Source organism: Streptomyces antarcticus (assembly GCF_026627255.1).
Classification (GTDB): Bacteria; Actinomycetota; Actinomycetes; order Streptomycetales; family Streptomycetaceae; genus Streptomyces; species Streptomyces antarcticus.
The window spans coordinates 59,307-84,186 of the sequence record NZ_JAPNLM010000005.1 but is presented as its reverse complement, the minus strand read 5'-3'; the positions used below and the strand labels follow the sequence as shown (position 1 = coordinate 84,186).

At 68.0% G+C, this 24,880-nt stretch carries 23 protein-coding genes and 2 pseudogenes; 17 read left to right on the top strand and 8 right to left on the bottom strand.

Annotation, left to right across the window (positions count from 1 at the left end; genetic code table 11):
* Positions 1-35: 35 nt before the first annotated feature.
* Both OTB16_RS10375 and OTB16_RS10370 read right to left on the bottom strand, forming a co-directional pair.
* The gene (locus tag OTB16_RS10375) at positions 36-914 is read right to left on the bottom strand and encodes a universal stress protein (protein ID WP_267719735.1); all 879 of its coding nucleotides are present in this window, start codon (positions 912-914) and stop codon (positions 36-38) included.
* Positions 911-1,837 (bottom strand): universal stress protein, encoded by a 927-nt coding sequence (locus tag OTB16_RS10370; RefSeq protein WP_267719734.1) that lies wholly within the window; start codon positions 1,835-1,837, stop codon positions 911-913. Before OTB16_RS10370 ends, OTB16_RS10375 begins: the two co-directional genes overlap by 4 nt.
* A gap of 268 nt (positions 1,838-2,105) precedes the next feature.
* Here OTB16_RS10370 and OTB16_RS10365 point away from each other — a divergent pair, with 268 nt between their 5' ends.
* Positions 2,106-2,729 carry a CBS domain-containing protein gene (locus OTB16_RS10365; protein ID WP_267719733.1) on the top strand — a complete coding sequence of 208 codons (624 nt, stop codon included), beginning with the start codon at positions 2,106-2,108 and terminating at the stop codon, positions 2,727-2,729.
* 154 nt (positions 2,730-2,883) lie between these two features.
* On the opposite strand, the gene OTB16_RS10360 is transcribed toward OTB16_RS10365, so the two are convergent.
* Positions 2,884-3,972: a zinc-dependent alcohol dehydrogenase family protein gene (locus OTB16_RS10360; RefSeq protein ID WP_267719732.1), complete on the bottom strand. Its 1,089-nt coding sequence runs from the start codon at positions 3,970-3,972 to the stop codon at positions 2,884-2,886.
* Positions 3,973-4,237: 265 nt separating this feature from the next.
* Between OTB16_RS10360 and OTB16_RS10355 the strand changes: the two genes are divergently transcribed.
* The 5 genes and pseudogenes from OTB16_RS10355 (at position 4,238) to OTB16_RS10335 (ending at position 6,708) form a co-directional block, all read left to right on the top strand.
* Positions 4,238-4,594, top strand: coding sequence for a PRC-barrel domain-containing protein (locus OTB16_RS10355; protein ID WP_267719731.1), 357 nt, complete (start codon positions 4,238-4,240; stop codon positions 4,592-4,594).
* Between the two features lie 37 nt (positions 4,595-4,631).
* Positions 4,632-4,802 carry a hypothetical protein gene (locus OTB16_RS10350; protein ID WP_267719730.1) on the top strand — a complete coding sequence of 57 codons (171 nt, stop codon included), beginning with the start codon at positions 4,632-4,634 and terminating at the stop codon, positions 4,800-4,802.
* Positions 4,803-5,067: 265 nt separating this feature from the next.
* A complete protein-coding gene (locus OTB16_RS10345; protein ID WP_267719729.1) occupies positions 5,068-5,649 on the top strand; it encodes a DUF5994 family protein in 582 nt (193 codons plus the stop codon).
* Positions 5,650-5,988: 339 nt separating this feature from the next.
* A pseudogene (locus tag OTB16_RS10340) lies at positions 5,989-6,300 on the top strand (ROK family protein); the annotation flags it as partial.
* A gap of 102 nt (positions 6,301-6,402) precedes the next feature.
* Positions 6,403-6,708: an amidohydrolase family protein gene (locus OTB16_RS10335; RefSeq protein WP_267719727.1), complete on the top strand. Its 306-nt coding sequence runs from the start codon at positions 6,403-6,405 to the stop codon at positions 6,706-6,708.
* A gap of 325 nt (positions 6,709-7,033) precedes the next feature.
* Here OTB16_RS10335 and OTB16_RS10330 read toward each other — a convergent pair.
* Positions 7,034-7,198, bottom strand: a pseudogene (locus OTB16_RS10330) (pirin family protein); the annotation flags it as partial.
* Positions 7,199-7,293: 95 nt separating this feature from the next.
* On the opposite strand from OTB16_RS10330, the gene OTB16_RS10325 reads away from it, so the two are divergent.
* The 3 genes from OTB16_RS10325 to OTB16_RS10315 all read left to right on the top strand — a co-directional run bounded on the left by OTB16_RS10325 (position 7,294) and on the right by OTB16_RS10315 (position 10,061).
* Entirely contained in the window at positions 7,294-8,448 is a 1,155-nt protein-coding gene (locus OTB16_RS10325) for a tyrosine-type recombinase/integrase (protein ID WP_266494625.1), read from the top strand.
* A 215-nt stretch (positions 8,449-8,663) separates the two neighbouring features.
* Positions 8,664-8,858, top strand: coding sequence for a helix-turn-helix domain-containing protein (locus OTB16_RS10320; protein WP_266448518.1), 195 nt, complete (start codon positions 8,664-8,666; stop codon positions 8,856-8,858).
* Positions 8,859-9,155: 297 nt separating this feature from the next.
* Positions 9,156-10,061 carry a tyrosine-type recombinase/integrase gene (locus OTB16_RS10315; protein ID WP_267719726.1) on the top strand — a complete coding sequence of 302 codons (906 nt, stop codon included), beginning with the start codon at positions 9,156-9,158 and terminating at the stop codon, positions 10,059-10,061.
* A gap of 298 nt (positions 10,062-10,359) precedes the next feature.
* On the opposite strand, the gene OTB16_RS10310 is transcribed toward OTB16_RS10315, so the two are convergent.
* Together OTB16_RS10310 and OTB16_RS10305 are read right to left on the bottom strand one after the other, a co-directional pair.
* Entirely contained in the window at positions 10,360-11,364 is a 1,005-nt protein-coding gene (locus OTB16_RS10310) for an IS3 family transposase (RefSeq protein ID WP_267719725.1), read from the bottom strand.
* A 20-nt stretch (positions 11,365-11,384) separates the two neighbouring features.
* Complete coding sequence (locus OTB16_RS10305; protein ID WP_267719724.1) at positions 11,385-11,768, bottom strand: hypothetical protein; 384 nt, start codon at positions 11,766-11,768, stop codon at positions 11,385-11,387.
* A 453-nt stretch (positions 11,769-12,221) separates the two neighbouring features.
* Here OTB16_RS10305 and OTB16_RS10300 point away from each other — a divergent pair, with 453 nt between their 5' ends.
* Positions 12,222-15,233 carry a dsDNA nuclease domain-containing protein gene (locus OTB16_RS10300; RefSeq protein WP_267719723.1) on the top strand — a complete coding sequence of 1,004 codons (3,012 nt, stop codon included), beginning with the start codon at positions 12,222-12,224 and terminating at the stop codon, positions 15,231-15,233.
* A gap of 79 nt (positions 15,234-15,312) precedes the next feature.
* Here the strand turns inward: OTB16_RS10300 and OTB16_RS10295 are convergent, their stop codons facing one another.
* Complete coding sequence (locus OTB16_RS10295; protein WP_267719722.1) at positions 15,313-16,221, bottom strand: phosphotransferase family protein; 909 nt, start codon at positions 16,219-16,221, stop codon at positions 15,313-15,315.
* Between the two features lie 32 nt (positions 16,222-16,253).
* Positions 16,254-17,645, bottom strand: a complete 1,392-nt coding sequence (locus OTB16_RS10290; RefSeq protein ID WP_267719721.1) for a helix-turn-helix domain-containing protein — start codon at positions 17,643-17,645, stop codon at positions 16,254-16,256.
* Between the two features lie 227 nt (positions 17,646-17,872).
* On the opposite strand from OTB16_RS10290, the gene OTB16_RS10285 reads away from it, so the two are divergent.
* The 7 genes from OTB16_RS10285 (at position 17,873) to OTB16_RS10255 (ending at position 24,848) form a co-directional block, all read left to right on the top strand.
* Positions 17,873-18,043, top strand: a complete 171-nt coding sequence (locus OTB16_RS10285; RefSeq protein ID WP_267719720.1) for a hypothetical protein — start codon at positions 17,873-17,875, stop codon at positions 18,041-18,043.
* A 55-nt stretch (positions 18,044-18,098) separates the two neighbouring features.
* Positions 18,099-18,524, top strand: coding sequence for an ATP-binding protein (locus tag OTB16_RS10280; protein WP_267719719.1), 426 nt, complete (start codon positions 18,099-18,101; stop codon positions 18,522-18,524).
* Positions 18,525-18,573: 49 nt separating this feature from the next.
* Positions 18,574-19,266: an HAD family hydrolase gene (locus OTB16_RS10275; RefSeq protein ID WP_267719718.1), complete on the top strand. Its 693-nt coding sequence runs from the start codon at positions 18,574-18,576 to the stop codon at positions 19,264-19,266.
* Between the two features lie 176 nt (positions 19,267-19,442).
* Complete coding sequence (locus OTB16_RS10270; protein ID WP_267719717.1) at positions 19,443-21,125, top strand: glycosyltransferase family protein; 1,683 nt, start codon at positions 19,443-19,445, stop codon at positions 21,123-21,125.
* On the top strand, positions 21,122-22,072 hold the full coding sequence (locus OTB16_RS10265; RefSeq protein ID WP_267719716.1) for a thymidylate synthase: 951 nt from the start codon (positions 21,122-21,124) through the stop codon (positions 22,070-22,072). Before OTB16_RS10270 ends, OTB16_RS10265 begins: the two co-directional genes overlap by 4 nt.
* Positions 22,072-23,799, top strand: coding sequence for a carbamoyltransferase family protein (locus OTB16_RS10260; RefSeq protein ID WP_267719715.1), 1,728 nt, complete (start codon positions 22,072-22,074; stop codon positions 23,797-23,799). The genes OTB16_RS10265 and OTB16_RS10260 overlap by 1 nt, the downstream gene beginning before the upstream one ends.
* Positions 23,796-24,848 (top strand): hypothetical protein, encoded by a 1,053-nt coding sequence (locus tag OTB16_RS10255; protein ID WP_267719714.1) that lies wholly within the window; start codon positions 23,796-23,798, stop codon positions 24,846-24,848. Before OTB16_RS10260 ends, OTB16_RS10255 begins: the two co-directional genes overlap by 4 nt.
* The last annotated feature ends 32 nt before the right edge of the window (positions 24,849-24,880 follow it).

The window sequence follows — 24,880 nt, the reverse complement described above, 5'->3', positions numbered from 1 at the left end:
TGGATGCAACCCAACGGCGACTGAGCAGCCCCCGTTTACCCGCCAGGAATGGTGATCACCGGGCAGTTCGTTCGGTGCAGGAGACCGTGGACGACCGATCCGAGCCGGATGCCCGTGTAGCCGCCCCTGCCCCGCCGGCCCACGATCAGGGCCAGGGCGTACTCCGCCGCCTCGGCCAGACACTCCACCGGATGTCCGGTCGGGACCTCGCAGGTGAGCTTGACGTCCTGATACTCCTGTACCCAGCCGTCGGCCGTGTCGGTCAGCATGCGGTGCTGGGCCCTCACGGCCGCCGTCTCGTTCTGGAACGAGTAGACGGGCGGCTGCCACACCGAGACGGCGTGCAGCTCACAGCCACGGAGGCCGGCCTCCTGAAAGGCCATGGCCATGGCCGTCTTCGAGGACTCGCTGCCGTCGACTCCGACGACGAGGTAGGACGGCTCCCGGCTGCTGTGCTCGCCGTCGCCCACCACGACGACCGGGCAGTGAGCCTGCGCGGTGACGGGCAGCACGACGGAGCAGGCACTGAAGATCTCCTCCGGCCGCTTCAGGTGGCTCGAACCCAAGACGACCATGCGGGCGTGTCTGGACGTGCCGCAGAGCACGGGTGCCGGGTAGCCGTCGCGCAGGACGGTCGCCAGATCGGTCTCGGGGTGGCGCTCACGCGCCCATACGGCGGCTTCTTCCAGGGCGTCCAAGCCGGCCTGTCGTACGGCGTCGTACCGCGCTCCGCCGTCGGCGTGCCCGGTGTCGTCCGGCGAGGGTACGGCCAGGACCAGGCGGAGCCGGACCTTGCGGCGGTGTGCCTCGTCGGCTCCCCAGGCGAGGGGCAGGAGCCATCCTCCGGCAGGGTCGATCCCCACCGCGATCTCACGTCCCTCCCCGATGTCCCGTCTCTCCCCGGCAGCCGTCATGACGCGTCGCTCCCCTGCTCCTCATCGTGCCGTGGAATGAGCTCGACGGGGCAGTGCGCGTGGTGCAGGAGACTGTGCGTGACGCGCCCCAGCGTGGGCCCGAAGTAGCCGGGCGATCGGCGTCCTCCCATGACGAGCAGGTCGGCGTGGCTGGACGCTTCAACCAGGACGGAAGCCACCGACACGCTCTTCTCGGCATCCGCGTTCACCGGCAACGCGGGGAACTCCTCGCGTACGCGTCCGGCGACGGACTCCAGGCTGCGGACATGGCGGCCGGCGAACTCGTCGACGTCGTCGACGTCGTCGACGTCGTCGAGCATGGTGACGACGCTTCCGGCGTACTGAAGGATGTTCCACACGGTCAGCAGGCGCAGCGTCGCCTTGCGCAGTTCCGCTTCACGGGCGGCGTGTTGAGCGCATACGAGGTCGTACTCGTCGCGCACCGCGGCCAGCACCACCCCGTTCTCGGCGCGCTCCTCACCGCCGCGCACCACGATGACGGGGGTCGCGGCGCCTGCCGCGACCCTCAGACCGACCGAACCCAGCATCAGCGACTCGAAGCCGCCCAGCCCCCGGTGACCGACCACAGTGGTGCCATGCCGCGCCGCCACCCGGTGCAGGCCGGAGACCGGGTCCCGGCGGCTGTACTCCGTGGTGACGTGAAGCCTCGGGAATCGCTCCGACACCGCGGCGGCCGTGGCCTCCAAAAGGTCACGGCCGGCCACGTGGACCCGTTCGATGATCTCCGCCGACAGGTAGAAGATCCGGTCGGCGGTATCGGCCGCGTAGAGGATGTGCAGAGGGCTGTTGCGTCGGGCTGCCTCGGCGGCGGCCCACAATGCCGCTGTCCGCGCGGTCTCGGACCCGTCGACACCGACAACGACCGAACCGAAGTCCGAACGCTTTTGAGTGGCGCCTTCCATGGCTTCCTCCTCTGCCGGACAACGTCGAGGGTGTGCCTCCGGGCTGCCACCCGGGCCGGCCCGAGGAGTGGGCCACAGGGGTCAGCGAAGGGGCCGAAGGCCCCCTGTACGCCTCGCACCGTTTCGGCGACCGCGCAGCGCCGGGGACCGGTCAGTCCAGGCGCAGGACCGTTCGGCCCTCGCGCGGCGGGCGGGCCAGGGCGGATGGTGGCTGGTAAAGGCGCTCCGCACGGTGCGCCCGCCGGACGCAGCCGATAGGAGGCCACACATGAGGCACGCCAAAGTCGGCTTCCTGATGACCGACGAGGTCATATCGGTCGTCGGTCGGACTCCGTCCGCGGACATGGCCGCGCTGCTCGCCGAACACGACATCAGCGGACTGCCGGTCGTGGACGGGGACGACCGCGTCATCGGGGTCGTCTCGCAAACCGATCTCCTCGCCCGCGCCGACGTCACCGCCCAGGAAGTCCTGTCAGCGCCGGCCGTCACCATCCATGCCGAGCAGACCGTCACGGAGGCCGCCCGCCTCATGACCCGGCGCGGTGTGGAGAGACTCCCCGTCGTCGACGAGGAGGACCGCCTGGTCGGCATCGTGACCAGAAGAGACCTCCTCCGGGTATTCCTGCGCCCGGACCACGAGATACGCCGCTGCCTGATCGAGGACGTGCTCGGCGAGACCATGGGGCTGGGCGCCGACGCGGTGGACGTGCACGTCGTGGACGGGTTCGTCACCCTGGACGGCCTACTGGCAAGGAGCAGCCAGATTCCTGTCGTTCTGCGGCTGGCCCGGCAGGTGGACGGAGTCGTCGCGGTGACGGACCGGCTCACCGCCCGGTTCGACGATTCCCGCCGCGCCCCGCCGGATCGGAGTACCAACAGCGTCCCCCGGTGACCGCCGCCGGTGACCAAGCGGGTTTGCGCAAAGGCCTCAGGACATGTGGACCGTACGGCTCTCCGCGCAGCGGGCCGGATCAGGGCGGCGCTGGGCGTGCCTCTCATGTCCCCTGGGTTCTCATGTGCTCTGGGTTCTCATGTCCTCTGGGTTCTCATGTCCTCTGGGTTCGCGACGGGTTCGATACGGCGAGTTCGTCGTGCCGCGACCCGCCCAGTACTACCTTGAGCGCTCCCGTCTCGCCCGCGTGGGAGAACACCTCGTAGGCCTCTTCCATCTGCCGCAGCTCGTAGCGATGGGTGATCAGCGACGAAGTCGGCAGCCGCCCCGCCGCCAGCATGCGCAGCAGCATGGGCGTGGAGTAGGTGTCCACCAGCCCGGTGGTGATGGTGATGTCCTTGATCCACAGGTCTTCGAGGTGCAGGGTCGCCGGTTTGCCGTGGACGCCGATGTTCGCGACCCGGCCGCCGGGGCGGACCATACGGGTGCACATCTCGAAGGACTCGGGCACCCCGACGGCCTCCATGACGACGTCGGCGCCGAGGCCGTCGGTCAGGTCGGCCACGAGCTGTTCCGGTTCCTCGGCGGCGTTCACGATCGCGTCCGCGCCCAGTTCCCGGGCTTTCGCCAGCCGGGAGGGCTCGAGGTCGACGGCGATGACGCGGGCCGGCGAGTAGAGCCGGGCCGTGGCGATGGCCGCGAGCCCGATGGGGCCGGCGCCGACCACGACGACGGTGTCCCCGGGCCGCACGTTGCCGTTCAGCACTCCCACCTCGTAGGAGGTGGGGAGGATGTCCGCCAGCAGGACGGCGGCGGCGCTGTCGACCGTGCTGGGCAACGGGTACACGGAGAGGTCGGCGAACGGCACCCGGACGTACTCGGCCTGAGTGCCGTCGATGGTGTGGCCGAGTACCCAGCCACCGCCGCCGCGGCACTGGCCGTAGCGGCTCTCACGGCAGAAGCGGCACCGCCCGCACGAGGAGATGCAGGAAACGAGGACCCGGTCACCGGGGTGCACCGAGCGGACGTCACCGCCGCTCTCCACCACCGTTCCCACGGCCTCGTGACCGAGCACGCGGCCGGGAACCACTTCCGGCAGGTCACCCTTCACGATGTGCAGGTCCGTACCGCAGATGGTCACTGCGTCGACGCGCACGATCACATCTGCGGGATCCTTGAGGGCAGGATCCGGCACGTCCTGCCACACGGTCCGCCCCGGCCCCCCGAAGACGAGAGCTTTCATGACGCCGCCTCTCTTCCCGCTGCGCTCCGGCAAAGGTCCACCTCATGCTGTCCCCGGAGCCGGGCTCGCCCACAGGGGCCGGACGGCCCCCTCAGAGGCCCCGACCGGCCCGTCCGGGGCGGCTCCGGAAATGTGACGCTGGAGGTGTGCCCTCCTTCACCGAGGGCCTGCCACCCTCGCCCGCGAAGGTCCCTGGACTGCGCCCACAGCACGTCATCTCCGCAGACGGCCGTAGTCACGAATCTCTCTCCGAAGGGTCAGGCGCATGATCCAGGCAGCCGACATCCGAGAGTGGCGCAACCACGACGTCACGGACCCGGACGGACACAAGATCGGCGTCCTCGAAGCCGTCTACGTCGACACCAGTACGGACGAGCCGGCGATGGCCACCGTCCGTACCGGCCTCCCCACCCGGCAACGCCTGGTCTTCGTCCCCCTCGACAAAGCCATCCTCGGGCCGAATTACCTGAAGGTTGCCTACGTCAAGGCGACCGTGCGCAAGGCTCCGTCCATAGGAACGGATTCCATCCTGCCGGCCGTGGACGAACAAGCGATCTTCGAGTACTACGGCAAGCCCTACCAGCCCGGCGCCAACGGCGAACGGCAACTCGCGCGCCGGTGACCGCCGGCGCCGTCACAACGAAGGAGGCGTCCACCCCATGGCGGTATTCCTCTTCGTGATTCTGATCGCCATCGTCCTGGGCCTCATTGGAATCGCGGCCGAGAGTCTGAGCTACCTGCTGATCATCGGCATCATCCTGCTCATCATCGATGTGGCCTTCTTCAGCGCCCGCTGGATCCGCCGATCCCGCAAGCGCCCCATCCGGTAGGGCACTGCCAAGACCGACGGGGAGAGGCCGACGGCGGAATCGGTACGCGGCCCCTCATGCCGCGCCACTGCACGAAAAACCGGACAGCGGACCGGTGACTCCTCGCCACCAGGAATACCCGGTCAGACCGGCCTTCGATCTCCATACCGGAGTACGCTGGAAGCACCGGGAGTATCTCGCGCATCGGACACAACTCAGGTGTCGTTTCCGGCGATCAATACACCGGGCCGCCGAACTGCGGGTGGCCCGGAGACAGGTCTTCACCGTGACCGTCACCGTCGAACGCACCGCCCCTAGCGTCGTTCCCGCCACCCCCGGCCTTCGACCCGCGCGCCTGGCACTCACGCCGGCGACCGCCCTCGCCGGGCAACTGGACGGGGCCTGGTGGCCCCGCTCCCGCGATCTCAAGGCCGAGCTGCCCGCGCTGACGGCCGCACTCGCCGAGCCCTGGGGGAGTATCACGCGCGTCTGCGTGAACCCCGCCCGCTGGCCCGTCATCCCTCCGAAGGTGCCCGTCGCCGGGCACACCGTGCACGTGGGCTGGTTCACCGAGCAGGACCCCGACAAGCTGATCCTGCTCTCCTACACCGTCGGCCGCTGGGACCTGCTGGTCATCCCGCCCGAGACCGCACCCGCAGCCGCGGCCCGCATGATGGCGGCCGCCGCCGTACCCGGCAGCGTTCTGACTGCCCACGCGCTGATCGCGGCTGAAGCCGTCATCGCCCGAAGCCCCGAGCTTCGGATCCGGGAAGACGCCTGGGAGAACGATGGTGGTGCCTGCATGTCTCCCATCGGGCTCCCCGCCAGGCAACCGGTCGGCCCGCTGGCCGCCGGCACGTGGTGGTGAAGCAAAACACGGCTGGTGGACATTGCCGAACCGGCTCGCTCACCGGTGCGCGACGTGGTGGGGCTGCCAACAAACGCGGTGACGCAGCGGCTCCGCGTTCGTGATGACAAAGGCGGCTGTCACGGCTTGTCTGCTCTGGCCCCCGGGCGGGCCTCCCGGCTCGCCGCGGACGGGCAGCGGGCCGTCCCGCCGGAAGGCAGACAGACCGACGCGTGAAGGCCGCGGCCCGCGCGTCAGACGCCCCACCAGGTGAGGGAGTGCGTGGGCACGTGCACGTCGCGGGTACGGTGCGGGGTGGTGACTACGGTTCGCGCCCCGAGAACGCGGCGTCGAACGAGCGCGGAACACGCGGAACGCGGTGATCCGGCGGTCCGGCGGGCCTTGCGCGGGGCGGGCGGCGCCCTCGGCATCGCACTCGCGGGCGCCGTGAACCTGCTCGACCCGCAGGCCGTGGTCCTCGGCGGGTCGCTGTCGCGGCTGGCGCCCTGGTTGTTGCCCTCGCTGGAAAGGGAGTTGACGCGCCGCACCGCGGAACCAGCCGGACCCGCCCTGGTCGTCTCCCGGCTGGGCTCGGACGGACCCCTGCTCGGCGCCGCCTACTCCGTCGCACGGGCGGTCCTGGACGACCCCGCGGCCTACGCCCACGGGTGACGGGCCCGTCACCGCTCTCCGTACTGACGGGACGGGCCCCGGGAAGGAAGGAGCCGAGCAGCGGAGAACGGGGACGCGCTACGCCCCGTGCAGGTGCGACGCGTGCCCCAGTTCCTCGGACATCGCCCGGGGCGAGCGGAGGAGTTCCGCCGAGAGGCCGACGAGCGACTCCTGGAACGCTCGGTGACCGAGCTGGGCATGCGGGAAGCCCTGGTGAACGCGCACACCCAGGGCCGCTACCTCGACGACCCGCAACTGCGCGTGGTGTGGGAGCGCACCGAGGCGCTCGACGTGCCCCTCTACCTCCACCCCGCCAACGCGTCGGCACGCCGCACGTCATCGAAGGACACCCCGAGCTCATCGGTCCGATGTGGAGCTGGGGCACGGACACCGCCTCGCACTTCCTGAGGTGCGTCTTCGGACTGCAGCCTCGCAAGAGGCTCGCCCCCAGCAGCCCATGGCAGCCGACGGGCCCACAACGAAGCCCTTTCGCCCTCGCTGAGGGGCCACGTAAGCTCTCCCCTCCGCATATCCAACTACTCGTCAGTAGAGTCAGCAAAAGGTCAGCATTCGTTCAACCAAACCTGACCGCACCCTGCCGCACATGGGACTCGACCTCAAGATCAAGAGGCTTCTTCGGCGTCGGCGTCGGCGTCGGCTCTAAAGGAACCTCTAGAAGCGGAACGGACCGGCAACCATCGCGTCCCGGCCGCCTTGGACGGCATGTACGCAGTCAGCGCACTCTTCCCCTTGGCTTCAACCGAGTTGGGGGCAGTTCCGGAGCCGGAATCGGATGGCCGTCGTAGCCCTTCACCTCGCCGTAGCGGGTCCCGTTCATCCAGTCTTCGCGGAAGCCTGCGATGTCCTCTTGGGACCGTCCGATCCAGTTCCAGAACAAAGCGCGGCACAACAACGTTTTCGCAGGTCAATTGGGCCTCGGATAGCTGAAGGTCAGCAAACCGTCAGCATCGGTATCCGAGGAGTCCCAGGCTTATGGCAGCCAAGACGCTCGCCCGCGGAATGGGCACCTTTTACAAGGACTGTGAGCACCCCGCATCCCGCTGGGCGAAGTGCCCGCACTTCTACAAGGTCCGCTACAGAGGCCCCGGCGGGAATCAGGTCGAAGAGTCGGGCTTCCTGGACCAAGACAAGGCCATCGCACGACTGACCAGTGTCTACAACGCGAAGAAGGCCGCCCCGGCGAACCAGGCGAAGAGCGAGCGCATCGAGAAGTACGGTCAGATGCGGTTCCGCGAGTACACCACCGAGTGGAAGGCCGGCCAGCGTCACCTTGCCGCGGCGTCGCTCAGCCACCTCGACTCGCTCCTCCAGCATCACATCTTCCCCGCCCTCGCGACCCGTCGGATGAGCACGTTCGACCACAAGGTGGTGGACGGCTTCATCCGGACCATGGAGCGCAACGGCGTTGGCCTGGCCGCACAGTCCAATGCGTACGACAAGCTGAAGTCGATACTCCTCGACGCGCATCGCCTGGGCCTCTTCGACGACAACCCCCTCCTGGGCGTCAAGCCGCCTCAGTACGACCCCAAGCGTGCCGTCATCCCCTCCCCTGCGCAGCTCCAGGCCTTGCGCGGCGCCGGGGACGACGTGTTCCGACTCGTAGTGGAACTCATGAGCGGCTGCGGCCTACGCAACGGCGAGGCTGCTGCGGTCAACGTCAACAACATCGTGGCCGACGACGTCTACCGCGTCACCGAGCAGGTCAACCAAACAACCAAGAAGTACGACCGCCTCAAGCACCGCAAGCTCGGCGAGTACCGCGACGTCCCTCTTCCCCAGCGGACCAAGAACGCCATCGAGTGGTACGCCGAAAAACACGGCACCACCGACGGCTACCTACTGCGCCATCCACAGGACTCCGGCCGCCCCTTCCAGCCGTACCTCCTCCAGAACCAGTGGCAGCGGCTCAAGAGACGAGGCGAACTCGACATACCCGAAGGCATGGTCATCTACAGCCTCCGTCACTTCTTCGCCTCGAACTGCCTCAGGCACAACATCCCCATCACCGACGTCGCCGAGTGGATGGGACACAACAACATCGACATCACCTTCAAGATCTACCGACACCTCATGCCCGGCTCGATCGGCACAGCCGCCAAACTCCTCGACTCCGGTCTGGCCGCGTGACGCGCACATCCACCGTCGAGCTCTCTCGAAGCAGCCTGCAGAACGAGCCAGGGGAAGAACGCCTCCCGCCAACCGCTGGGCGCACTGTCCAGCCCGCCCTGGCCGCGGCAGTCCGACGGCCGACCCTTCGTACATAGCCGATGATCCCCGGTCAGCCAAACCGGGGATTCTCCACACCATGGACTTCACGACGTCCTAGCCAACGGAGGGGCACCATGCCGGCGCAGTTCATGACCGCGAAGGAACTTGCAGAACATCTCAACATGTCGCTGGTCTGGGTCTACCGAGAGGCCTCGAGATCGGGTCTGACGCCCTACAAGTTCGGCACGGGCCGCAACGCCAAGATCCAATTCAATGTGTCCGAGGTTCAGACATGGATCGGGCAGCAGAAGCTGCCCAGTGCCGCGTAACCCAACTGCAGCTGGAAGCACACCCTCGGAACGAAGGAAATTCACACGGTGACAACGAGGAACCTGGCTCGCGGGATGGGAACGTTCTTCAAGTCATGCGATCACCCACAGGCCAGGTGGTCGAAGTGTCCACACGACTACAAGATTCGATTCCGAGGCCCATCGGGGCGCCAAATTCAGGAATCTGGATTCGGAACTCAAGAGAAGGCCATCGGGAGACTTACCGAGGTCTACGACACCAAGAGAAAGAAACCTCACAGCCAGGCGAAAGCCGAGCGCATCGAAAAATACGGACGCATGTCGTTCAGCGAGTACGCCGCCCAGTGGCGAACCGGGCAGCGCCATCTGGCCGAGTCTTCAGCCAAGCAGCTCGACTCCTTGCTGGCAAACCACCTTCTGCCAGCCCTCAGAAGCAGGCGCATGAACAGCTTCGACCACAAGGTGGTCGAGGACTTCGTACGAAATATGGAGACCGCCGGCGTCGGCGTGGCCACACAGTCGAACGCCTTCGATAAGCTTGCTTCCATCCTGCTTGATGCGCATCGCCTGGGCATCTTCGACGAGAGCCCTCTGCGTGGCGTCAAGCCTCCCCAGTACAAGCCGAGCCGTAGCGTCATCCCGACTCCGAGCCAGCTTGCAGCGATACGATCCGGCGGTGACGACTCCTTCCAACTGCTCGTCGGTCTGATGAGTGGCTGCGGGATGCGCAACGGCGAAGCCGCCGCGGTCAACATCCGCAACATCGTGGACGACGATGTCTACCGGGTCACCGAGCAGGTCAACCAGACCACCAAGACGTACGGCCCGCTCAAACACCGAAATCCTGGCGAATACCGCGACGTCCCGCTGCCTGCGAGCGTCAAGGACGCCATCGAGTTGTACGCCAACAGGTACGGCACTATCGACGGCTACCTCCTCCGGCACCCCAAGGACGCCACCCGACCGTTCCCGCCATATCTCCTGCAAAACCAATGGCAGCGGCTCAAGAAGGGGCAGGAACTCACCATCCCTGAAGGCGTGGTTATCTACAGCCTCCGCCACTTCTTCGCCTCAAACTGCCTCATGCACAACATCCCCATCACCGACGTCGCCGAATGGATGGGACACAAAAGCATCGACATCACCTTCAAGATCTACCGACACCTCATGCCCGGGACGGTCGGGCAGGCAGCCAGGGTCCTGGACCTGGGTCTGGCCGCCTGAACTCAACACCTCGCGCAGCCGATCGTCTTGCCCTGCCTCGGGCCAATCGAGACCGGACACAGCAATAGGTCCTGCGAGCGACTCCGCCCGGCCACCTCGTGCACCATGACTGATCCCCAAAAATCGGCTGAGGAGCGGGCGTCGTACGACTGGGCGGGGCGGGCGATCACGCGGCACCGGTCGGAGATCCGGGCTGCGTACGGGTTCCGAAAGTCCAGCGAGGATGACCAGGCGTTGCTGGCAGAGTGGCTGAGGACGATGAGCGGAAGGTTTCAAGTCCAGTGAGACGGTCGTGAGGCTATGAGGTTTGTGGTGCGGGTTGATGGCGCTTGGCTGGGTCGTTGATCCAGGCGGTCTGGGGGATCTCGGGTGGTCGGGGGCGGCGGCCGAAGCGTTCGGGGTGGCGGGCGTATGCCTGGTCGAGGGTGACGGCCCGCTGGTCGCGGACCTCCTCGGCGGTCCCGAAGTGGACGGATGCCGGGGTGTGCCAGCCGATGCCCGAGTGCCGGTGCTCATGGTTGTAGTACGCGATGAACGCGTCGAACCACTCGCGGGCGTGGGCCAGCGAATCGAATCGCTCGGGGTAGTCGGACATGTACTTCGTGGTCTTGAACTGGGCCTCGCTGTAAGGATTGTCGTTGGAGACCTTCGGCCGCGAGTGCGACCGCGTGACACCCAGGTCGATCAGCAGCTGGGAGACCTTCTTGCTCGTCATCGAGGTGCCGCGGTCGGCGTGCACGGTCTCGGGCACGATGCCGTTGCGGGTGATGGTCTCGCGGATCAGCTCCTCGGCTCGTGCCGCCGACTCGGCCCGCTCGACGGTGTGGCCGACGATGTACCGGCTGAAGATGTCGATGACGACGTAGGCGTGATACCAGACGCCCTTGACCGGTCCGGCCGCCTTGGTGATGTCCCAGGTGAACACCTGCGAGGGCCCGGTGGCGACCAGCTCGGGGACCGCCTTGGCGGGATGGGTGGCCTGCCGTCGGCGCTCGCCGGTCTGCCCCTTCTCGCGCAGGATCCGGTACATCGTCGAGACCGGGCAGTGATAGCGCCCGGCATCCAGCTCGCGGGCCCAGATCTGCGCGGGCGCAAGCTCGGCGTACTCGTCGCCGTTCATCAACTCCACCACTGCGGCCCGCTCTTCGTCCGTCAGGGCCGACGGCTGCACCTGAGGGGAACGTTCTTTGCGTGGTGGCGGGGGCCGGAGCCGGCGGTAGTGGGTGGCCCTGGATCGGCCGGTCAGCCGGCAGGCGGCCGTAATGCCCAGCTCAGCCTCGACGCCGGTGAACGCCTCGTCCACGACAGGGCCAGTGGCAGGCTTCAGTCCGCGCTCTCGGAGATCATTTCCAAGAGCGCGGAAGCTTTTCCCATGACTTCCAGCGCGGCCTTGTTCCGGGCCAGTTCCTTCTCCAGCCGTTCCACCTGGCGGCGCAGCTTCTCGTTCTCCGTCTCGGCGGCCGACTTCTTCGGCCTCGCCGGGCTGGTGCGCTTGTCGACCAGCTTCTCCAGGGCCCCGGCATCCCGCGCGGCCCGCCACTCGGTGACGTGCGAGTGGTACAGGCGCTCGCGACGCAGGACTGCGCCCTTCTCGTTCTTCGGCGCGGCGTCGTACTCGGCCACGATCCGCAGCTTGTACTCCGGGCTGAAGGAGCGGCGCTTCGGTTTGGGAGCCGGGTCGGATCCGGTGGGCTTGGTGCTGGTCATGAGGGGGTGGTTCTCCTGTCGGTGTCCTCTCAGGCTAACCCGTCGAAACGGGACGTCTCACCCAAGGCTGACAGAGAGGGGGTGGGCAGCACCGACATCCGGTACCCCTCGGACTCGATGTCCATCTCCCCGATGCCCGGGATCTGCCAGGCGGTGATCTCGCGCCTGGGCGGATCGGGCTCCGCGCCCAGGACCGGTGTACAGCCATCCCACATGGCGCAACCTTTCGTGTCGGAGCAAGTCGGGGGGGGGGGGGGGGGGGCGGCCCCCCCCCCCCCCCCCACCCCCGAGTGTCCCATCAGAGCCCCCGGGCTTTCACAGCGAACAGCAGCTCCTCACTCGCCGCGGGCCACAGCAGGGAGCAGATCGCTGGTTGCGGCGAGCAAGACTCAAGGGCGAGCACTGGCCCGTACGATCGCCGTTACGCGCGCCAAAGGTAGAGATGCGGGGCTCATGAGGGATCCGATCGAAATCGACGCTCCGGACGACACGGGTTCTCAGACACTGGGCCGGTACGAGTACCAGACCCATGTAGCCGTCAGGTCTCTGCTCGAAATGCTGAGCGGGGGACCAGTCCTGCATGTGACCTGCGAGCACATCGAGGACATCGTGGTGGCCCGGGCCGATGGCGAAGGCACCGTGTGGGACTTCCTCCAGGTGAAGTCCCGTGACGGCGCAACGCCTTGGACCCTCGGCGGCGTGCTTCGCGCGGAGCCCTTGAAGAGCCTCTGGCGCAGCCACCAAGACATACGTGAGACGGTCGACCGATACCGCCTGACCATCGGCCTTGAGGGTGTTCTCAGTAGAACGGATCCTCACATCCTGGCCCTGGCACGCGGCGAAGGGGGCAAAGAACCGAAGCGCCTCGCACGCGTTGCGAAGCATCTCCAGGCCGACAGCGGGGCGGTATCCGCCTTCCTCAGGAAGGTCCGCATCCAGTGTCTTCCCACTCGCGAGGTCATCGCGCTGGGCAACATGGAGGCACTGGGCGAGATAGCCGGCCCCGACGTAACCCGCGGGGCGCTCAGAGCCCTGCACAGAGACCTTCTGGACCTGGCCCGGACGGCAGCACTGGGTGAGCTTGGTCCCCGGCTGCCTCGACTCCTCGGGCTCGAAGAACCTGGCATGCTGAATCCGCGCAAGAGAATCGACGAGACGCATCTCGCCTCTTTCCACCGCAGCATGGCCTCCCCCGACCTCCAGGCGCTCGTCCGTGCCAGCCAGGGGCGAATGGTCCATCGCTGGATCGCCTCAGGCATGCCACCGCGGATCGCTAAGGGGTTCGCCGACGATGCTTCGGTCGGTACGCCGACTGGCAACCTCGCCTCACTCCCGGCGCACGGAACGTTCGTCTTGGAGGGAGACTTCGGAGCGGGCAAGTCCCTGTTGGCCGAACGCATGCACCTCGCGGATATCGACACGGCCTTGGCGGACAGAGCGGCGCCCATCCCCGTCTACCTCCGCGCCAAGGACGTCCAGGGCGATCTGAGCGCGGCAGCGGAGACCGCTGCGCGCCGTATCGGAGACGTCCACGCCCGGGGGGCCCGCATCGTCCTGGACGGTCTCGATGAACCCGGCCCCGCCCGCAGCGAGGGTCTACTCCTTCAGGCCCGCGCACTCACCGCCGTGGCCCCTGGCTGGCGCGTCCTGGCCACCGCCCGGCCCGGCCTCCCTCTCTTCGACGACGAGCGCCACACCTGCCCTCTGCTGGATGATGACCAGGCGACAGCCCTCATCGAGCGAGCCGGTGGGAAGACCCGAGTACTCAGAGCTGCGTCAGAAGACGTGCGCGACGCGATCCGCAGGCCGCTGTTCGCCCTCATCGCGGCCGGCCTGAGTCAGAACGACCAAGAAATCCCGACTCAGCCGATTGGATTCTTGGACGCCCTCGTCACCCATGCGATCCGCGGGCCCGATCAGCTCAACTCCGAGGTCCGACAGCTGCTGGCCCGGCTGGCCGTCGGGACCATCACCGGGGGTGGACTCGTAGCCGCCGCGGATGTGGGAGGGGACACCGTCCAGGCGCTGCTCGACACCCGGCTCGTCATCCGGGAAGGGCGCTGCCTCGCTTTCGCACTTCCTGTTCTCGAACACTATTTCGCCGGACAAGCCGTGCTGTGCGGCGCCGTCCCCGACGCCTTGCTAAAGGACCCCGAGTCGCTGGGCAGGCTGCGCCACGGGCTTGCGCTGGCTGTCTCATCGAGCGGCTGGGAGCAAGCCACAACCCTGATGTCACCCTTGATCGCCTCTTTCCCTGGAGCGGCCGCTTGGGCACTGCAGGAGGCCGTCCCCACCATCACCGCCGAAGCTCCGTCGCCGCATGCAGACGACTCGACCGTCACACAGCGCCTGAATCAGGCATGGGACGCCTGGATGGAGGCACTGGCCCCAGCCTCCGGTCACCTCTTTTCCTTCTCGCCGGACCAAAGCGTGAACCTGGCCGTCGACGCCCGGCTCGACGGCCGCACCCTCAGCGCAATGCTCCTCAAGCGACGCGACGACGGATCAGTCCCGGCCCTCGACATCCCGTTCGCCCAGCGCTACGCCGAACCACGCTCGAGCTCACGTCGGCCACTGGGTTGGTTCCACGGCCCGGTTGCCACCGACTACGGCGCCTGGCCATGGCGCTGGCCCCTGAGCCCCATCTCGAACGCGCTTGGCCGGGTGTGCACCCATCACTCCCTCGCGGTTACTGGCTGCCACCCGTACGACGCCGAGCGGATCTGGGCCATCGGGAAGCAACTCCTCAACCGATCCGAGCGCGACCAGGCGCCCCTGCCCGTCGAGCTGGTCTTTCGCGAACTGCGGAGGCGACTCACCCAGAGCGGTCCGTCAGCCCACCACATATTCACCGGTCAGCTACGCAGTCATTCGGAAGAGCTCTCCCGCCTCGGTTCCGAGCTGGAACTGGGCACATGGTCAGGGGCCGACGGCCACATTCACCGGCCCTACCCCACGCCGGACCAGGAGCGGGAAGAGCGGGGATGGCGCTCGTACAGCCCCAGCCGCTTCCACTTGCTCACCACCCAAGTCCTCACCGCAATGCTGGAGATCCACTCAGCACTGGTGCATCAATGGCTCCCCCGACTGGCACCCACGCTCAACTTGGCCGGCTTGTCCCACGCCGGCATCGACGGAACCCTGCTCGTCTCCCGCGCTTCCGACCACGACCAAGACCCCGAGCTTCACGTCAGGCTCGCACCTCGGGACCAGGCCGACCCTGTACGTCTCCGGCTGGAAACAGCGGCCGACTTCGACACCTACGTGCCGGAATTCGCCACCGGTGCCACAGCGCCGATTCCCTTGGACCGCGGCAGTTGGAACCGCTCACCGACCGCGGTGGTCCGTTCCGAGCCAAAGGTTCTCAAGGACACACCAGCCACTGACTACGCTTTCGCGCAGCTACACCGTGATCTGGCCCGTCTCCATCTTGCGAAGCCACCTCTCTGGCACGACGAATTGTGAGGCCGGAACTTTCCACCGGCAAGGCGGGCGCACCGATGGACGCTGGCGCCCGCATCGCCATGGTTCGACACCGACCGGGTCAGAGAATGGACCAAGGGCGCTCGGCATCGCCCTGGCGCATCCCCTCGATTCGGCGTTGTACCTCCTCCAGCGTCCACGGCGCATGGCGCACCTTTCGGGCGTTGGTCGTCACCATGCGCAGCTCGCGAATTCGGGCCAGGGTGTCGTACCCTCGCAGGCTTCTGACGTCCGATCCGTAAGCTTCCGCGAACCGGGTGTAGTGGTCCACCCCGTAGCCGAATCGGCGGCAATGTACTTCGACTGTCACACAGTCCCATTCGGGATGCCCAATTGCGATCGTGTCCCAATCACAGAGCACGGCGTCATCACCTGCATGCAGGGCGTTGCGATGTTGCGGGTCGCCCTGAATCAGTCCCGCGGGTCGCTCGAAAGCAACGTCGCTCAGTTCCTTTTCCAGGATGTCAACCTGCTCGGAGAGGAATACGAGGTCCTCCGGAGGCAGCGCGGCGATCGACGTCAGGGACCGGCGGATAGCGGTGACGTTGTCGTGCCGCGGAAGCCCAAGATCGGGGACAGGAAGCGCGTGCAACGCCGCCAGGGGCCGCGCGAGCTGCACAGCAGCTACCGGCTCGGCCGGCTGGGGCAGGTAAGTCCAGAAGGTGACTGCGGCCCCGTCCACGACGAGGGGCTGCTCCACGGCTACGGGGTGAAGCGGCGCGGTGGGGAACCCCTGTTCCATGAGCCGGCGGACAAACCGAACCGTCCGTTCGACCTCCTGGTGTGGTGTGCCGCGGCGGGCGATCTTCATCACCACCGGCTCGTGCCGCAAGCGGATCACTGCGTTGGTGTGCCCGCGGAGAAGGTCAGCATCCCGGCAGTCCAGCCCCGCTGCCGCACCGGCCCCCTCCAGGAGGCACTGCAACTCGCTCTCGCTGTATCCGCCGGCAGTCCAGTCCAAAGCTGTCATGCCCACAGGCTGTCTGATTTTCGGCCCGACTGTCACATCGTCCCGATCGGCAGTTCCAAGAGTTCACGTAGCTCCCTGGCGGCGCGGGTGCGCGCGTTCGCTCCGGGGAGTACCTCGATCACCCGGCGGGCCCTGGCTCCGACGATTGGGGTCCTGTGGGGTTCTGGCAACCTCAGGTAGGTCGCGGAGGCCAGCTCGCACGCTTCCGTCGCGCTGCGATCGTGTGCCAGGCAGATGGCGCGCTCCAGCTGGAGCAGCGCTGGGTCGATGCCCGTGCGGGTTGGGTACAGGGCCAGCGCTTGTTCCTGGAACCTCCTGGCCCGGGAGCTCTCCCCCAGCGCGGTGTACGTGCCGCTGAGGTAGAGCATGAGGCGGCGGGCCGGGAACCCGAAAGCGTCGTCCTCTGGAGAAGGAGGAAGCCGGTCGAACAGGTCCTGGGCTTCCTGTGCTCGTGCTCTGGCCGCGGCAACGTTGCCTTGATGGGCGAGTGCCCGAGCCTCGGCTGCCGTGGCGAAGGCAGCGGTGGGCGACGGACGGCGGTGCATGGTCAGGAGACGGGCCTCGCGGGCCCACGCCACCGCGGCGTCGAGAGGCCCGTAGTAGAAGGGCAGCATCGCGGCCTGGGCCTTCACGCGAGCGCGGAGATCCACGTTCCCCGATTCCTCGGCAGCGTTTCGCGCTGTTTCGTACCAGCCCCGCGAGCGGCGAATGTCACCCAGTTTCATCAGTGAGTCGGCGATGAGGGTGGATAGGACTGCCGTCACCTCGGTCAGCCGTACGTGCACCGAGGTCGTCTGGCGCTCCTGCGAATAGCTTTCGACCTCGCCGAGTTCCAGGAGCAACTGGGCCAGCATCTCGGCCGGCGGCGTGTAAAGGTACTCGCCCCTCATTAGGAGGAGTCGCTCCTCCAGCAGGTCCAGCTGGCCCGGCGACGTGCTGCCACGGGCCAGTGTCCGGTCGGTCGCCCGCCGAGCGCCGTCAAGGTGCTCACCCAGCGAATCGGGGGCCGCCCGCACTGACGGAAACCCGTCGGAAGTACCGGGCCGTACCGCGATCACGGACGAGGGCGCGGCTACGGTGACATCGAGCTCGCCCAGGCCCAATTCGAGCGGCGTCGCCTCGTAGTACCTGCACAGCAGTTCCAGCGTCGGCAGCCTCGGTGCGCGAGTCCCGGTTTCCCACCAACCCAGTTGGTTTCGTTCGACCTTCGGGGCCGAAGGCGCGCTCCCGGCCAGCAGCCTCATACCCGCTGCGGCCTCGTCGAGCGTCTGGCCACGCGCAAGCCGGTGCGCCCGTAGCGGACTTACTCCGCAATGGTCGGCGATCGCCCTCGCGGCTTCCTTCACCGTACCGCCCGCGGCCACGATTTCGGCGCGGATCCGCTTCGCACAGGATGGCTTGTGGGGCTGGGTCGGAGCGGTCATCGGATCTCCTCTTGCTGGGCAAGCATCCGGGATCGCTGCCCATCACCCTGGCGAGTATCCAACGATGGCGTCGAAAGCGACGCGCATTCGGTGAACTGACGCCACGAGTCCGTTGTTTGCTACGCCCTCGTTGCTTGGGCCTGCCTCTCCCAGCCGCCAGTCTGTCCTCCGCCCGCCGGAAGCTCGGGCCTTCGGAACCACAGGTGTGCGTATCCCAGGAGGAAGCGGTGGAAGGACATCAGAGGCCCAGCCCTGACCGTTCGAACGCGGAGCCGGTCCTTGAACTCGGCAGGGCGTCCATCCAGTCCGAGGAGATTCTCGTCGAGAACTTCCGCCGGTTCGACACCGGGGCCGTGACGCATCGCCGCGTGCTCGACGGCTTGCAACGAGGACTGTGAGGTGGGCGGGGTGGACTTCGCTGTCGAAGCCTCCGGGCGCCGCCGGAGCCTGGTTTTGGACTCGGACGATCGGGCGCCGGCCATTGCCCGCGCCTTCACCCACAAGACCCTCTCCGGTTGGGGCCTCGAGGACCTGCTGGACCGCAGCCTGCTCATCGTCAGCGAGCTCACGACGAACGCCGAGCGGCACGGCCGGACCCCTGGCAACGTCCCTGAGCCGGAACGCGAGCGCATCACCGTGACCCTCGCCGCACGGGAAGGGGTAGTGGGAATCGAGGTCGAGGACAACTCCCCCTCCCCTCCGGTCCTCAAGCCGAGCAGTCCGGACGCGATCGGCGGACGAGGTCTGCTCCTCGTGCAAGCCGAGGCCGACTACTGGATGGCCAGACCCCACGAGGACGGGTCCGGCAAACGAGTTCTGGCGATCGTCAAGCGCCCCACGGTCGACATCGCGGACCGCGCGACCTCCGCCATTGAGTGACTTTCACGGCCGGGCATTGGCCCGGCCCCTTTCCCAGAGAGAGCCGCACATGCTGCTGTTCCCGTACGAGCCGCCCGAGCCGGAGACTCCACCACGGCGCGCGCTCATCTTCGACCTGGATGGTGTCCTGGTCGACACGCTGCCCGTCATGCGGCTGGCGTGGCAGGTGGTCCAGGACGTCCATGGCATTGCCAGGCCCTTCGAGGACTACGCGGCGCACCTGGGTCGTCCGTTCGCCGACATCATGGGCCTGCTGGGCATCGCCGACGTCGAGGCAGTGCACGCGACGTACTCCTCGGTTTCGGTGGCAGCGGCCCCGGCCGCGTCGGTATTCGACGGCGTCCAGGATGCGCTGCGTGCCTTCGCCGTCGCGGACTGGCTGCTAGCGGTCGTCACCTCCAAGCCCTTGGAGCGGGCTGCTCCTCTTGTCGGTCTGCTCGGTTGTCCGTTCGCGGCGATACACACCCCGTCCAGCCGGGGTCGGGGGAAGCCGTCCCCCGACCATCTGCTGCTCACTCTGGTGGACCTCGGAGTCGACCCGGCCGACGCGATCTTCGTCGGGGACATGCCGGCTGATCGCGAGGCTGCGCAGCGGGCGGGCCTGCGGTTCGTCCACGCTGCCTGGGGGTACGGCGGGCCTGGCACCGCGGCCGTTGAAGTCGCCCAGAGCCCGGCCGGTCTCCTGGCCCTCCTCGAAGACGGCTCTCGCCCCCTGACCGCAACCGTCGGAAGCCCGCGGTGATCGCGCCCATGCGCAGCAGGCTGGCGCTGGCCCGGGCCGCTGGCGGAGGGCAGGCGGCATGGTCGCTCATCGGCGAGGCCGCGGTGGGGAACGCGAGCAGTGCGTCGATCACTACGCAGCAGTTGGAGACACGTCCCGTCGATCGGCGTGAGACGGAAACGTACGTGGAGTCGGTGATGGCCGCGCTGGAGGAGTTCAGCGCCCACGCCGCCCGGACGGCCGCCGACGCCTCGTGGCTGCACGTCCAGCACGTGCCTGTCCGCCGCCTGGTGACCCAGCTGGTGCGCAAGCTCCTCGCGCTGGCCTCGTGGGAGCCGTTCGCACAGTCACCCGGCCCTCTGGCGCCAGCACCGTACGAGGGTCTGGTCAGTATCCGTCCGACCAGCTCGCGTGAGTATCGGGCTTACACCGTCACCTGGTCCGGTGTTGCCTACGCGTTGGGCGCCCCGACGCCGCACAGTCCACCGTTCTCCGCCGGCCTCCGTCGGATCACCGCTGAGCTGGTCTCGGAGGAGCAGGCCCCGGAGCCGCCGGCTGCCGTCCTGCCCAAAGCATCGGTGGTGGCTCTCTCCTGGTCCTCCCGGCATTGGCAGACGCTGCTACCGGTGCTGCGGGAGCTGGCCGCCGAGGGCAGGAAGTCCGTTCTGGTGGATCTGGCTTCGGATCCGGCGGAGCGCTGCCCGTCGACCGGAGCGGAGGCGGTACTCCTCCACTCCGGTCCAGCCGAGATGCTGGCGCAGACCGGCAGCGTCCCCGGCCTTGGTCTCGGCGCCGAAGGCGATGCCGGGAGCGGAGACGCGGCTGAGACCGTCGCCGTGGTGGTAGGACCGCACCGGGTGCGGCTCGACCGGCTGGCGCGACTGGCTGCTGCCGTCATGGAATCGAGCAGCGGATGCACACAGCCGTCGTGGCGGGCCTCCGTTCACGCGGAGCTGTGGCTGAACGACCTGCTCGGCCAAGTCGGCCCGCACACGGTTCTGGTCAGCAACGACACCAGCCCGCTCGGGGTGCTCGCCGTCCACTCCGCCGAGGCGCGCGGGCTCAACACGATGCTGGTCCAGCACGGTGCTTGGACCTCCGAATCGGTGACCTGGCCGGCGCTGCACAGTCGGCACATCGTGGTCATGGGCGAGCGGGACGTGGCCCCGGCCCGCGCGTGGGCGCGTCACCCGAAGGCCGAGATCCACGTGCTGGGTCAGCCCAGGTTCGACACCTTGATCGGCATCAGCCGCAAGGCGCAGCGCCGGTACCTGGAGAAGCTGCTCGCCCGCGCCAAGGAGCCGCCCGGTCAGATCATGGTCTGGGCCTGCCAGCCGCTCTCGCCCGAACAGCTCGAAGCCCAAGCGGACCTTCTCGTCACCGGCATGGCGCAGGCCACCGACCGGTGGGGATTGGTCATAGCCCCCCATCCCGCCCAGGGCCCCGAAGCCTTCGCCGCCATCCTGCGAAGGTATCCGCAGGTGGCCGTGGCCGATGGAGCGGTCGGCGCGCGGGGCTGCTTGGCCGCCGCTGATGCCTTGGTCAGCGTCTACTCGACCTGTGAGATCGAGGCCCTGCTGGTCGACGTACCGGTACTGGAGCTCAAGCTGCCCGGCCAGCGGACCCTGGGTCTGGCCGAACACGGCCTCGCCCGCCCCTGTTCGGAGGCGGCCGAGGTCACCCAGGCGCTGAACCAGCTCCGCACCACCCATCTCGCGGTGACCCGCGACTCCATCGATGCCGTATGCCGCTGGCGCGGCAACAGCGCGCTCGATGTGGCCCAGCTCATCGTCGCCCGAGGCCGGCGACCGCTCTCCGAAAGCGACCCGCACCATGCCACCGCGATCCCGCAGGGCAAAGAGGAGGAAGTAGTCCGATGACGGAACTGACGGCCGACAGCGTGGCCGAGATCTTCACCGGAGCCGTGGCCCTGGCGAGGACAGGCCAGCGCGTAAGTCCCCGCGGGATGGCCACCCGCGAGGTGCTCGACGTCAACTTCACGCTGACCCGGCCCCGTGCCCGGCTCTTCTACGCGCCTCCGGCCCGGATCATCAACCCTGCCTTCGCTGTGGCCGAGATGGTGTGGCACCTGTCCGGCTCCGACGCCCCGTGGATCTTCGACTACAACGGACGGCTGCGGCAGTACGCGGATGACGGCGTCCTGCGGGGCGCCTACGGGCCGCGAATGCGCAACTGGGGCGGAGCCGTCGACCAGCTCCGCCGGGTCGTGGAGGTCCTCCGGGAAGACCCGAGCTCGCGGCGGGCGGTGATCCAGCTCTACGATCCGGCGCAGGACGCCGCCGGTCACAGCGACGTGCCCTGCACGCTCGGCTTCCGCTTCCACCTGCGCGCCGGCCGCCTGGACATGTCCACCACGATGCGAGGCCAGGACGTGTGGGTCGGCCTGCCGTACGACCTCGTCTTCACGACCACCCTGCACGAGCTGGTAGCCGGCTGGCTGGGGGCCGAACTCGGCACGTATCACCACCACATCGACTCCCTGCACATCTACGAGCGCGACCTCGACCAGGCCGCCGGCCTCACCAGTGTGGCCAGCTACGAGATGGAAGCGCTGACCACGCCGTGGGAAGGGTTCGACAAGCTCCTCCGCCAGGTCGAAGACCGCGACGCGACCGGACACCCCGGATGGGACGCCGTGACGGAGACGATGCGCAGCTACCAGCTGTGGAAGGCCAGCGACCGGGAACAGGCCCGCCGGAGCGCCCTGGACATCGAGGGCCCGCTCGGCCACCTGCTCTCCTGCTGGTACCGCGAGCTGGAGCGGCGGAGTGCCGGCGCCACCCGCCCGGGAAGAGGAGCGGCCTGATGGGAGCGAACACGCACTCGCCCGCGGTCGTCCTCGGCCTGTGCTCCTTCACCCACGACTCCGCCGCCGCCCTCCTGGCCGACGGAGAGCTGCTCGGGTTCGTCGAAGAGGAGCGCCTCTCGCAGCGCAAGCACACGAAGGACTACCCGCGCCAGGCCATCGACTGGCTCCTGAGCGAAGCCGGGCTGACCGCGCACGACGTGGACACCGTCGCGTACAACTTCCAGCCTCTGCGGTATCTGGCCGAAGTTCCAGCCGCCGCGCGGCTGGCCCTCGCCACCGGCACCCGAGACCGTGCCCTGCACCGGGCATCCGGGTTCGCCAAGGTGGCGTACCGGACCCAGAAGCGGCTCCAGGACTTGGGGCGGCGGTTCCCGAATGCACGGGTGCGGCCTGTCCAGCACCACCGCGCCCACCAGCTGGCCGCGTTCGCCTCGTCTGGCTGGAGCGAGTCCGCGGTCCTGGTCGTGGACAGCCTCGGTGAACGGCAGACCACCACCATCGCCAGGGGCCTCGACGCGAATCGGCCCACCACCCGCACGCTGGAGGCGATCAACGATCCGGCCTCGCTCGGCTATGTGTACGGCGCGGTGACCGAGCACCTGGGCTGGCGACGCGGGGACGAGGAAGGCACCGTCATGGCGCTGGCCGCGCTTGGCGACCCCGCCCGCTTCCACAGCCTCTTCGCCCGCGCCGTCCGCACGACGCAGACCGGCTTCTTCGTCGACCCGTCGTACTTCCCGCCCCGGGTCCTGCACGGCGGGTTCGCCCGCATGACCCGGAGGTTCGTGGACGACACCTGCCCTGGCCGACAGCCGGACGAGCCGCTGCAGGACATCCACCGCGACCTCGCAGCCGCCCTGCAAGCACGCACGGAGGAGGTCATGGTGCACCTCGCCCGCAGGGCACAACTGGTCACCGGATCCCGGCGGCTGTGCCTGGGAGGCGGGGTAGCCACCAACTGCGTCTCCGTGGGACGGATCATCGAGGCGGACATCTTCGACGAGGTGTTCGTGCCGCCAGCGCCAGGCGATGCCGGAACCGCCATCGGGGCGGCTATTGCCACGCACTGCGACAGCGGTAACAGCAAGGGCATCGCCGGAGTGACCCGTAGCTGCTACCTCGGTCCTACGTACCCGGATCCGGCACTCGACCTGTCCCCCTGGCCGGGCCTCACGCAAAAGATCCTCGGCACGGAGACTGCGGAGTTCCTGGCGGACCAGCTCGCCCACGGGGTGATCGTCGGCCTGTTCCAGGGCGCGGTGGAAGCTGGGCCGCGCGCCCTGGGCAACCGGTCGATCCTCGCCTCACCTCTGGAGCCCGGCGTCGTCGAGCGGCTGAACGCGACGGTGAAGTTCCGCGAGCCGTTCCGCCCCTTCGCCCCCATGGTCGTGGCCGAGCGCGCCAAAGAGTTCTTCGCACTCGGGCAGGAGGCGCCGTTCATGTCCATGGCCTCCCAGGTAACCGAGGCCGCACGCCAGCGGATCCCCGCCATCGTTCATGCCAACGGGACAGCCCGGCTGCAGACCGTCACCGAGTGGCAGAACCCCTTCATGCACGAGGTGCTGACGGCCTTCGGCCGGATCACCGGCACTCCGGTGTTGATCAACACCTCCCTGAACGTGAAGGGCAAGCCGATCTGCGGCACCCCCGACATGGCGCTCGACTGCTTGGCCAACTCCGGCCTGGACGCTCTGCTCCTGGAGGGGAGGTGGATCACCAAGTGAAGATCGGATACAGCTTCTGGGGTTTCCTCGGCAACGGCATCACCGACACGCCCGACGGGGGCCGTAGCCATCGCCGGCCCCTGGTTGACGAGCTGCTTGCCCGCGGTCACGAGATCGTTTTCCTCCAGGCAGACCGCGACCGTCTCGAAGCCGGGGACGATCTCGCCAACACCTACGGCTTCGACGCCGGCCTGCCGGACATCGACCTGCTGTTCCTGGAGTGGCGCTGGCCGATCTTCGGCCGGAACACGACTCCCTGCGGCACTCCCGGGCACTCCTGCGACTTCCACCGCCAAGCCCAGCTGGTGCGCCAGTACGCGCTTAAGCACAAGGTGCCCACGGTGATCTGGGACAAGGACCGTCAGCTGCGCGCTGACAGCATCTGGCGCCGTACGCCGCACGTCGCCGTGTGCGAGGCCGCCCTCGACCCCACCCCCGGCGCGCACCGGCTTCTCTTCCCCGTGGCTGACCGACTCCTCGATCAGGCGGACCCGGCTCTGCTGGCCGCGGCCCCACGCCACGTGGCGCTCGGCTACGTGGGCAACCAGTACGACCGCGACGAGTGGTTCGGCAAGTACTTCGCGCCGGCGGCCGCGTGCTTTGAGCACCGCGTGGGCGGTAAGTGGCCAAACGCCACCCGCTGGCCCCACGTGAAGTTCCTGGGCCGGATTCCATTCGAGGAGGTCACCTGCCTCTATGGCGGCACGCTGGCCACACTGCTGCTGGTGCCCCAGCGTTATGCCGAGGCTGGGCAGATGACCCAGCGGATTTTCGAGGCCGTCCTGGCCGGCTGCCTACCGCTGGCTCCGTCCGACATCCAGGGAGCCGACCGCTTCGTGCCGACCGACTTGGTGGTGCGGGCCGGGAACCAGGTGATCCGGAAGATCACGGAGCTCCAGAAGATCGCAGGGACCGATCGGCACGTGCACCTCATCCAGGAATGCCTGGAACGGCTGGAGCTGTTCCGGCTCAGCCGGCAGGTGGACGCGCTGGAGACCGTGATGGCCACGATCACCGGCAGCACCGCAGTGCACCTGGGGGCTGCGTGATGCACAACGCCATCGGGGCTCTCGGGCCCGGA